Origin of the sequence: uncultured Paenibacillus sp. (genome assembly GCF_963515335.1) — a bacterium.
Lineage (GTDB): Bacteria > Bacillota > Bacilli > Paenibacillales > Paenibacillaceae > Paenibacillus_I.
On sequence record NZ_CAUPYC010000055.1, the window covers coordinates 16,718 to 27,793 of the forward strand.

An 11,076-nucleotide genomic window follows, 5' to 3' on the forward strand; every position below is an offset into this window, starting at 1 on the left:
GAACGCTATGTTCTTTTATTTTTTCTGGAATCGATGAGAACGGCCGTTACGATGATCCCGCCCTTCAGAATTTGCTGCCAATACGAGGAAACCCCCAGCAGGTCGAGTCCATTGTTCAATACGCCGATGATGAGGGCGCCGATGATCGTACCCGGAATCGTTCCGATTCCGCCCGACAGGCTGGTGCCGCCGATGACGGCCGCCGCGATGGCGTCGAGCTCGTACATGACCCCCATGCTCGGCTGGCCGGAGCTGATCCGCGCCGTCAGCATCATCCCCGCGATTGCCGCCAGGAAGCCGGCATAGGCATAGATCATGATGCGGTAACGGTCGACATTCACGCCCGCGATTTTCGCCGCTTGCTCATTGCCGCCGATCGCATACGTATATTTGCCGAACTTCGTCTTGCTGAGCAGGAAATGCGAGATGACGCCGAGCAGGATGAAAATGATGATCGGAAACGGAATGCCGAGAATCGAGCCTTTGCCGATGAACATGAACGATTCCGACAGATTGGCGATCGGTCTGCCTCCGCTGTACAGCAGCGCGAGTCCGCGCGCGGCGGTCATCATGCCGAGCGTGGCGATAAAAGCCGGAATTTTCCCCTTCGCCGTAATGAAGCCGTTGACGAAGCCCGCGAATGCGCCGATGGCGAGGCCTGTCAGGATCGGCACGATGAGCGGATATTCGCCCGGCTGCGCCATGCTGGCGACAACGACGGACACCAATGCGATGACCGAGCCGGAAGACAGATCGATGCCGGTCGTGATGATAACCATCGTGACGCCCATCGCCACGATGCCGATAAATGAAATTTGCCTGACGATATTGATCAGGTTCTGGGTGACGAGAAACGAATCGGACAGGAACGACATGAGGATAACCATGCCGATCAGGACGAACAGCATGCCGAATTTGCTCATTACCTGCGAGACGGCGCCTTTACGGCCCCGATATGCGGTCAGGAGTCCGCCGCCGGTTGTTTCTTCGATTTTCGCGCTCATAATATACCTCCTGCTTTTGATTAGTTAGCTGTAAGCCAGCTCCATGATGCTCTCTTGGGAAGCTTTCTCCCGTGACAGCTCGCCTTTGCGCCTGCCTTCATGCATGACCACGATCCGGTCGCTCATGCCGAGCACCTCGGGCAGCTCCGACGATATCATGATGACCGCCTTGCCGGTCTGGGCCAGCCTGGACATCAGCTTATGGATTTCCGCCTTGGCGCCGATGTCGATGCCGCGGGTGGGTTCGTCGAGAATAAGGATATCGGGGTTGTTCATCAGCCATCTGCCGAGCAGCACCTTCTGCTGGTTGCCCCCGCTCAAATTCATGATCTGCTGGTTCAGGCTGGGCGTTTTGACGTTGAGCCGCTCCACGAATGCCTTGCACATGTCGTTGACGAGCTTGCCTTTGATGTAGCCGTTGCTTATGAAGTTGTCGATGCTGGAAATAATCATGTTGTCCTTCACCGACAGGGGCAGGAAGGCGCCGGTAATTTTGCGGTCCTCCGTAAGGAGCCCGATCTTATGGCGAATCGCATCCTGCGGCGATTTAATCGTCACCTTCTTGCCATTAATATGAATCTCGCCGGAGTCCGCCGGATGGATGCCGAAGATCGTCTCGATCACTTCCGTGCGCCCCGAACCCATGAGGCCCGCAATGCCGAGTATTTCGCCTTTGCGCACTTCGAAGCTGACGTCCTCGAATACCCCCTTCCTCGTGAGGTTTCTTACAGATAACACGACTTCCTCAATGCTCGCGGGCTCCTTGTGGAAAACCTGCTTGATTTCCCTGCCGACCATCATTTGAATAAGCGTATCCTGCGTCAAATCGGACGCCGCCTGCGTGCCGATGTATTGTCCGTCTCTGAAAACCGTAATATCGTCGCTGATGCGGAATATTTCATCCATTTTGTGCGAGATATAGATGATCGTGACGCCTTTTTTCTTGAGCGAGGCGATGATGGAGAATAACTGCTCGACTTCTTTCTCGGTAATCGCGGAGGTCGGTTCGTCCATGATGATCAAATCCGCATTGTGGGATACGGCAGTCGCGATTTCGACCATCTGCATATTCGCGATGCTCAGGTCGACCATTTTTACTCTCGGGTCGATATTCATGTTCAATTCCTGGAACAGCCGTCTGGCTTCCTCGTCCATCTTCTTGCGGTTAATCCAGCCGAAGCCCTTGGTCTCTTCGCGCCCCAGAAAAATATTCTCCGCCACCGTCATATGCGGAATCGGGCTCAATTCCTGATGGATCATTGAAATGCCGAGCCGAATCGCATCCCTGGATCCGTTCAGCTTGACGCTCTCGCCCTTGTAACGGATCGTTCCGCTGTCAGGCGTATAGATGCCGAAAATAATTTTCATCAAGGTGGATTTGCCGGCGCCGTTCTCGCCCATCAGGGCATGGACGGTACCCTTGCGGACCTTCAGACGAATGTTATCGAGCGCCTTGACGCCCGGAAATTCTTTCGTTACGCCGTCCAGCTCCAGGATGTATTCGGAATCCATGTCATCACCGCCCTTTATGGTTGTCGGAAAAGGGAGACCAGGCATCTCTGCCCGGCCTGCCCCGCTTCGTTACCGTTAGCCCTGCCACTTCTTCACGTACTCTTCCACATTCTCCTGCGTGACCAGCTCGAACGGCACGTTGATCATTTTGTTGTCGATCTTCTCGCCGCGCGCCGCTTTGATCGCGGTTTCGACTCCGATCTGTCCCTGGCCCATCGCGTTCTGGAACGCCGTCACCTTCAGCTGCCCTTTTCGCACATATTCCAGTGCATCCATCGTGCCGTCGATGCCGGCAACGATCGTATTTTCCAGCTTGCCTGCCGCTTCCAGCGCCATGATCGCGCCGATCGCCATTTCATCGTTGTTGGAGACGATGGCGTCGATCTTGTCGCCGGATTGAATCCAGTTCTCCATCAGCGTCAAGCCTTCCGCTCTTTGCCAGTTCGCGGTCGCTTCACGGATGATCTTGATGTCCGGATACTTGGCGACGACGTCTTTGTTGCCTTGCGTCCGTTTCACCACGGCCTCTTGACCGAGCTGGCCGTTCATGATCGCGATGTTGCCTTTGCCGCCGAGCAGCTCGGCCACCTTCTCCATCTGGATCGTTCCGGCTTCGAGCGATTCGGAGCCGACGTAAGCGTATACTTTCTCGAGCGCCGATTCGTTCGGCATACGGTTGACCGCGACGACCGGAATGTTGGCGGCACTCGCCGCGTCGAGCATCGGGTCGACCGCTTCCGTCTCAACCGGGATCAGGATGATCGCGTCCACCTTCTGCGTCACGAACGTCTCCATCTGGGAAAGCTGCTTGCCGGAGTCGTTCTTCGCGTCGACCATTACGACCTCGATGCTGTCGTCGGCCTCGTCGACCGCTTTAATGGAGTCATACAGGTACGACAGCCATTTGTCGTCGAAGATCGGCATGGCGGCGCCGATTACGATTTTGTCTTTTTTCTCTCCGCCTGCGTTTGCCCCGGCGTTTGCATCTGCCGCTTCAGCGTTTGCTCCGGCGTTCGATCCCGCATTCGTCGCTTTCGCGTCTCCGTTCGATCCGCCGTTGCCCGTTCCCCCGTTGTTCGCTCCGCAGCCTGCCAGCAGTAACGCGACCAAACCGACGATCAAAACCAAAACCCAACCTTTGCTTTTTTTCATGCTTGGTGAACCCTCCTGGTTTATGTTTTTGGTAACGCTTTCAAAACCTTTCCGAACGTTGGTGCGATTCGAAGGCCTCCCTTCACGTTCATCGCTCTGACTGGTCTGGATGTGTGGTTGCTCCTGTTTGGATAAAGCCATTTTTGTCGGATTTAGGGTAATCGGTTACCCTAATGTGACCATTATATTTGACGTTCACCGTTTTGACAAGTGTTTTATAAAGCGTTTACAAAGTCATTCTTGGGTGTATTTTCGATAAATCAGTAATAAATCTCACTGAATCTCGGTTTTTTTCTCGAATGCATATTATTTTGAGGTTAATCGGTTACCCTGATGAGATCTAACCAAGAGAATGAGGCAAGCGGCGAGTATTGTGCCTTTTTGACAGGCGAAATTTCATTTATTAATCTATACCAAATCAAAGGGGCACATTAATGTGCCCCTCCCTCCCTTCTTGCTCCATATTAGACCATTCAAGTAAAATACCCAGATACTCCACGCATAGTTGAAAATTCTCTCAGCAAAAAAAGTAAGATAAAAAATGATAGGACTAGACCAAATAGTCGAAATGATAACCATGGGTCGATTAGCTGGAAATGAAGCAGCTAGTGCCAAGAATGAAGGAATTAATAGCTTAAATAGTCTTTCATGATTCCTCCAAATATAATTTTGTTAAAAACTTTCCAAAAACAGCTTTCATAGCTTCGCCGTCGACTCCCGAATCGAGAGCCCGGGGAGCATCCGGATCCGCTGCTTCGGCGCGTCGGCCTGCTCGATTTTGCGGATGATCGTGTCCGTCACATGCTTGCCCAGCTCGCTGACCGGCATGGATACGGAAGAGAGTTTGGGCGTTACGAGCGAGCAAAGCGGCGTATCGTCGAACCCGATGACCGACAGCTCGTCCGGCACCGGGATGCCGCGCGCCTTGGCCGCTTGCAGCACGCCGATGGCCAACACGTCGTTGCAGCCGAAAATCGCGCTTGGCCGGTCCGGACGGTCCAGCAGCCGTGCGGCGGCCTCTTCCCCTGCCTGATAGGTGGAGCCCCCGATGACGATCAGGTCCTCCTCAAAGGGAATACCTGCCGTTTCATGCGCATTTTTATAGCCGCGAATGCGCTCCACGCTGCTGATGGAGTCCTCGCCGACGACGCCGATTCTCCGATGGCCGAGCTGATGCAAATATTCCGTCGCCATGTAACCGCCCATATAATCGTCCACCGTGATGCTGTCGACCGACAGATCCGCCCGCTCGTGTGCGAACAGCGCGACCGGCACATCGTCGCGGATCAGCTCCTTCAGCAATTCCTCATTCTTGAACTTGGAGGCGATAATAAAGCCGTCGACGCGGCGCTGCCTGAGCAGCGTCACATGCCGCTCCTCCTTCTCGGGATCGTTGTCGGTGCTGCACAGCACGACATTATAGCCGAGCTCCTGGCCCCGAACCTCGATATGCTTCACGAACTGGGCGTAAATCGGGTTGTCGATATCCGGAATGAAGAACGCGATTTGGTAGGTAGACTTCCCTTTCATGGCCGATGCCAGCATGTTGGGCCGATAGTTGAGGTCGTCCATGATTCGGGTGATGCGCTCGCGCGTTTTTTCGCTGATTCTTCCGGTATTGTTAAGCACTTTCGACACGGTCGCCGTAGAGACGCCCGCAAGTCTGGCTATGTCGTAAATCGTAGGTTTCATCCGAACACTCTTCTCCTTCGGCATTGGAGCGGGCGCCCCTCCCGCGATAGCGGCGGCGCTTAAGGCTCTTCCCCATTATAAAGAGCGGAACGACTTTCCAGCAACCATATGCGGGCGAAAAATTAATTTGTGGCCGAGGGAGCGAATTTTGCGCTCTCGGCATACTTTTGCCGGTAGCGGGCGCGTGAGGGAACAAAATCCGCCGGCTCAGCTGCGGTAATGGTGCAAGGGATAAAGGAGGCTTGAGGCGGGAAATGCCGGATTTACCGAATTTAAAAACGGCGCCTCTCGGCGCCGTTCAAGCTGCTGCTCCTATATGATGCGTTTGCCGAGCACCGAGGTGATGAGCCCTACCGCGAGCCTTGCGGTGCGCCGGTTATCGTCCAGCAGCGCATTGACTTCCGTCACGTCCATCGACGTGATGCGGCCCGATTCAGCCAGCAGCTCGAGCGCGAAATGCGCCTCGCGATACGACAGGCCGCCCGGCACTTGCAGGCCGACCCCGGGCGCTTCCAGCGGATCGAGCACATCGGTGTCCAGGCAAACATGAATGCCGTCCGTACCTTTTCCGGCAATCCGCAAAGCCTGTTCCACGACACGTTCGATGCCCATCCGGTCGATCTCGTGCATCGAGAAGAAGGCGATGCGCTCCGAACGGATCCATTCTCTCTCGTTCGGTTCGAGATCCCTGAGACCGATCAGCACCACATTCTGTTTGCTTATCGGCAAACCCGAACCCGGAATATCCGCCAGCGTGAACGCCGATCTGCCGAGGGCGACGGACATCGCCATTCCGTTGACATGTCCGAGCGGGGTCGTCTCCTCCGTATTGACGGCCGCATGCGCGTCGAAGCAGACGACGCCCAACCGCGAATAATGCCGTGTCAATCCGGCAAACGCGCCGATCGATACCGAGCGGTCGCCTCCCAGCACAAGCGGAAAGCTCTGCGCGCCGACCGCCTCCGACACTTTGTCCGCCACGCTGCGGCTCATCGCCTTGACCGCTGCCAGGTGCTGGACGCTCCCTCGACCGCCCGCAGCCGCCCCCGCGTCGGAAGACCGGGAGGCAGGCGGCTCCACCCTGCTTTCATGCTCGATCGCGAAACCCAGATTTCTCAGCTGGCGGTACAGCCCCGCTTCCAGCATGCTTTCCGGACCGCGCTCCGTGCCTTCCCTTCCCGCGCCCAAGCCGAACGGCACCTGAATGACGCTGATTTTTTTCCGCATGCTGTCCTCATCCTTTCACGATTGGCGATAAGTACTTCGTTGCGCGAGGCGGATCGGTTCGCAATCCTGGAGTTCGCTCGTATTGGAATGGCTTCAAGAGAAGGCCTTTCCCAAGATCAGGTTTTGCGGGAGGTCAGCTTGGCTTGGGTGAATAAAAGCAAATAATCGTGGCCGCCCGCCTTCGAATCCGTTCCCGACATGTTAAAGCCGCCGAAAGGATGCGCGCCCACCAGTGCCCCGGTGCATTTCCGGTTGATGTACAAGTTGCCGCAATGCATCTCCTCCAGCGCGTACGAGATGCGGCCCTCATCGCCGGAGAAAAACGAGCCGGTCAGCCCGAATTCCGTATCGTTGTACAGCCGGATCGCTTCACGATAGTCCTTCGCCCTGCCGATGGCCAGCACCGGCCCGAAAATCTCCTCCTGCATGATCCTTGCCCTGCCGTCGACATCCGCGAATACGGTAGGCCGGATATAATAGCCGTTCCCCTCCGCCTTGCCGCCCCCCGTGACCAGACGGCCCTCCGTTCTGCCGATCTCGATGTAATCGAGAATTTTGCGGTACGCGCTCTTGTCCGCCACCGGACCGACCGGATAGTTTTTCTCCGGAGGGCCGACCGCCAGCGCTTCGGTCAGCTCTTTTACGCGCTCTACAATCTGATCGTACACCTGCTCCACGACGAACGCGCGGGAGCCGGCCGAGCATTTCTGTCCCTGGAAGCCGAAGGCCGAAGCGACAATCGCCTTGGCCGCCGCCTCCAGATCCGCGGTTTCGTCGACGACGATGCCGTCCTTGCCGCCCATTTCCGCCACGACGCGTTTGATCCAAATCTGGCCCTCGGCCGTCCTGGCCGCCAGCTCGTTGATGCGCAGCCCGACCTCCTTCGACCCGGTAAAGCTGATGAACCGCGTCTTCGGATGTCCGGTCAAATAATCGCCGATTTCCGAGCCGCTGCCGGGAACGAACTGGATGACGCCGGCCGGCAGCCCCGCCTCCGCCATCAGCTCCACGAACTTGGCCGCGATCACCGGCGTCAGGGAGGACGGCTTGAGCAGCACGGTATTGCCGCACACGATCGACGCGGCCGTCATGCCGACCGTTATCGCAAGCGGAAAATTCCACGGCGGAATGACGATGCCGACGCCCAGCGGGATGTAGGCAAGGCGGTTGTCCTCGCCCTCGACCTTGGTCAAGGGCCGGTGAATATTCGTCTCGCCGAGGCGGATCATTTCACGGGCGTAATATTCCATGAAATCGATCGCCTCCGCCGTATCGGCGTCCGCCTCCGCCCAGTTTTTACCCGCCTCGTACACCATCCACGCCGAAAACTCATGCTTTCGCTCACGCATGAGTTCCGCCGCCCGAAGCAGGAACGCGGCGCGCTCGCGGGCCGGCACCTTTTTCCACGTCTCGAAGGCTGCCGCCGCCTGCTGCATCGCCCGCTCCGCCAGCTCGGCGCTTGCCATGCTAACACGCCCGACAACGACATCGGTATCGCCCGGATTGACGGACTCGATCCTGTCCTCCGTCATGATCCGATCCGGACCGATCCACAGCGGGTAGTCACGTCCGAGCTGCGCCCTGACCTTGGCCAGCGCGGCCTCCATCACGGCTTTGTTCCCGGGATGCGAAAAGTCCGTGAAAGGCTCGTTCCCGAACGCCGTCAGTTGCGTTGCTTTCGTGTCCATACGCATGCTCCTTTACGCTAAAATGGTCGATACCTGCGTTGTTCAGATCCCGTCGGACGCTCAATAACTGCCTTAGCAACCGGAAAACATGCTGCTAATTTCTCCGCTCTTCACTTTTTACTTGCGATAACTGGAATACATGCGGCCGTTGTTAAAGTCCGCTCACGCCTCGAGCCTCCCATCAGCCGCGACGCAGTGCTTCTGCCAAACTCGAAGGGGACAGCTTACTTTCCCGAGACAGGCCCAAAAACCTGGCCGATCCGCTCGACGGCCCAATCCAGCTCCTCTTGCGCGATGGTCAGCGGAGGGGCGAAACGGATCGTCGTTTCATGCGTTTCCTTGCACAGCAGCCCAAGCTCCTTCAACCGCTCGCAGTAAGGGCGCGCCGGCCCCGACAGCTCCAGCCCGATGAACAGGCCGCATCCGCGGATATCGCGAACGTCAGGGTGGCGAAGCTGCCGCAGCTTCTCGATAAAGTAGGCGCCCAGCCGGAGCGACCGTTCCGCCAGCCGCTCGTCCTCCATGACCTGCATCGCGGCGATCGCGACCGCGCAGCCGAGCGGGTTGCCGCCGAACGTCGAGCCGTGCGATCCAGGCTCGAACACGCCCAGCACGGACTCGTCCGCGGCTACCGCCGAGATCGGGAACACGCCGCCGCCGAGCGCTTTGCCGAGGATATACACATCCGGCACGACCGACTCCCAGTCGCAGGCGAACCGCTGGCCGGTCCGGCCGAATCCCGTCTGGATCTCATCCGCCATAAGCAGAATATTGCGACTTTTGCATAACCGGCTCGCCCCCTGCAAATACCCGTCCGGCGGAATGACGATCCCCGCCTCCCCTTGAATCGGCTCAACCAGCAGAGCCGCCGTATTCGGGGTTATCGCTTGCTCGAGCGCGCCGAGATCGCCGTACGGGATCAGCTTGAAGCCGGGCGTGAACGGACCGAAATCCTCCCTGTACGTCTCCGACGAGGAGAACGAGGTCACGGTGATCGTACGGCCGTGGAAATTGCCCTCGCAGACGATGATTTCCGCTTGGCCGGCGGGCACTTTTTTTACCCGGTATGCCCAACGGCGGGCAGCCTTCAAGGCGGTTTCGACCGCCTCGGCGCCGGTGTTCATCGGCAGAATCTTTCCTCTGCCGGTCATTCGCGACAGCAGGCGGCAGAACCGCCCCAGCTGATCATTGTGGAACGCCCTGGAGGTAAGCGTCACCCTGTCGGCCTGATCCTTCAGCGCCTGCACGATCTTCGGGTGCCGGTGTCCGTGGTTGAGCGCCGAGTACGCGCTCAGCATATCCAGGTAGCGGTTGCCCTCCGGATCCTCCACCCATACGCCCTCCGCCTTCGAGATCACGATCGGCAGCGGATGATAATTGCGGGCGCCGAACGCTTCGGTCTCTTCCATGATGCCGTTCGTGTCAGCGGTCATCGCAGCGGCCTCCTTCTGTCATAATATGCGTTCCCCGAGGACGGAGGCGATCAGATCGACCGCCGCTGCGGCCGTTTTATTGTTGATGTCCAGCATCGGATTGACCTCGACGAATTCCGCGGATACGAGCGCCCCGCTGTCGTGCAGCAGCTCCATCGCCAAATGGCTTTCCCTGTAGGACAGGCCTCCCGGCACCGGCGTGCCGACGCCCGGCGCGTCGTTCGGATCCATGCCGTCCAGGTCCAGGCTCAGGTGGACGCCGTCCGTCCCGTCGGTCACCGTTTCCATCGCCTCCTCCATCACCCGCTTCATGCCGCAGCGGTCGATGTCATGCATCGTGAATACGCGAACGCCCTGTTGCTTCAGAAACACGCGCTCGCCGGGGTCGACGGATCGGGCGCCGACGACGGCGACGTTGCGCGGATTCAGCTTCGTTGCGGCGCCTGCGACGGCAACGAGATCCGGGTGGCCGCAACCGAGCAGCACCGCGAGCGACATGCCGTGAATATTGCCGCTGCCCGTCGTCTCCTCGGTGTTCACATCGGTATGCGCGTCGAACCAGATGACACCCAGCCGCTTCACATGCTGCAGCACGCCTTTCACGCTGCCGATCGCGATGCTGTGGTCCCCGCCCAACACAAGCGGCATCCGCCCCCGCTCCAGCTCGCGCGTTACTTTGCCCGCCAAATCGGCGTTCACTCTGGCAATCTCATGCAAATATTTCAGCTTGCTTACCGGCCCGAAATCAGCCAAGGAACGGTTGACAGGAATGTCGCCCGCGTCATGCACGCTGAGCCCAAGCGACTCCAGCCTGCCGCAGAGGTTCGCGCCTCTTATCGCGTTCGGGCCCATGTCCACACCGCTGCGGTCCGCGCCGTAGTGAAGCGGGACGCCGATGATCGAAATGCCGCCGCTCGTGGCCGCCATGCGCATCCTCCTTTGCCGGTTCGGGAACGGTGACGGGTATTGGACAGCCCCGCCGCCGATGGCCGTCCGTCGTTTTACTTTCATTGTAGCATGGGAAACGGAGCCCAAAACATTGAAAGTTTCTATTCAAACAATAGGAAATCGCTATATTTGAACGCCCGCCGCAACAGGCTGCAAGGCATGAAAAAGCCCCGCCCGTTCTGTTGCCGGAACGGTCCGGGGCTGCGCATACCACTTAACTAGTATTGCGCATTCGGATGCGCCCAAACCCAACGGTTAGCGGCACGGTATGCCGCTAACGAGCGTGATCGCCGCTTCGGCGGCGCATTAGCGGCATACCGTGCCGCTAGCTGCGCCGTATGCCCTCGCCAGCTCGCTCCCGCCACCGGTTAGCGGCATACGGTGCCGCTAGCGGGCGTGATCGCCGCTTAGGCGGCGCAT

The 11,076-nt window shown here is 58.2% G+C and carries 8 protein-coding genes; all 8 read right to left on the bottom strand.

Translation table 11 applies throughout. The features are described from left to right. Positions 1-5: 5 nt before the first annotated feature. Complete coding sequence (locus RWM61_RS15525) at positions 6-923, bottom strand: ABC transporter permease (protein WP_314002409.1); 918 nt, start codon at positions 921-923, stop codon at positions 6-8. 105 nt (positions 924-1,028) lie between these two features. After that, entirely contained in the window at positions 1,029-2,516 is a 1,488-nt protein-coding gene (locus RWM61_RS15530; protein ID WP_314002391.1) for a sugar ABC transporter ATP-binding protein, read from the bottom strand. Positions 2,517-2,591: 75 nt separating this feature from the next. Continuing rightward, positions 2,592-3,668, bottom strand: coding sequence for a sugar ABC transporter substrate-binding protein (locus RWM61_RS15535; RefSeq protein ID WP_314002393.1), 1,077 nt, complete (start codon positions 3,666-3,668; stop codon positions 2,592-2,594). A gap of 696 nt (positions 3,669-4,364) precedes the next feature. Beyond that, positions 4,365-5,360: a LacI family DNA-binding transcriptional regulator gene (locus tag RWM61_RS15540; protein ID WP_314002396.1), complete on the bottom strand. Its 996-nt coding sequence runs from the start codon at positions 5,358-5,360 to the stop codon at positions 4,365-4,367. Between the two features lie 312 nt (positions 5,361-5,672). Continuing rightward, positions 5,673-6,587: an arginase gene (gene rocF / locus RWM61_RS15545; RefSeq protein WP_314002397.1), complete on the bottom strand. Its 915-nt coding sequence runs from the start codon at positions 6,585-6,587 to the stop codon at positions 5,673-5,675. 116 nt (positions 6,588-6,703) lie between these two features. Next, entirely contained in the window at positions 6,704-8,275 is a 1,572-nt protein-coding gene (pruA, locus tag RWM61_RS15550; protein WP_314002399.1) for an L-glutamate gamma-semialdehyde dehydrogenase, read from the bottom strand. Between the two features lie 224 nt (positions 8,276-8,499). Then, complete coding sequence (locus RWM61_RS15555; protein WP_314002401.1) at positions 8,500-9,708, bottom strand: ornithine--oxo-acid transaminase; 1,209 nt, start codon at positions 9,706-9,708, stop codon at positions 8,500-8,502. An 18-nt stretch (positions 9,709-9,726) separates the two neighbouring features. After that, positions 9,727-10,635: an arginase gene (gene rocF / locus RWM61_RS15560; RefSeq protein ID WP_314002403.1), complete on the bottom strand. Its 909-nt coding sequence runs from the start codon at positions 10,633-10,635 to the stop codon at positions 9,727-9,729. Positions 10,636-11,076: the final 441 nt, after the last annotated feature.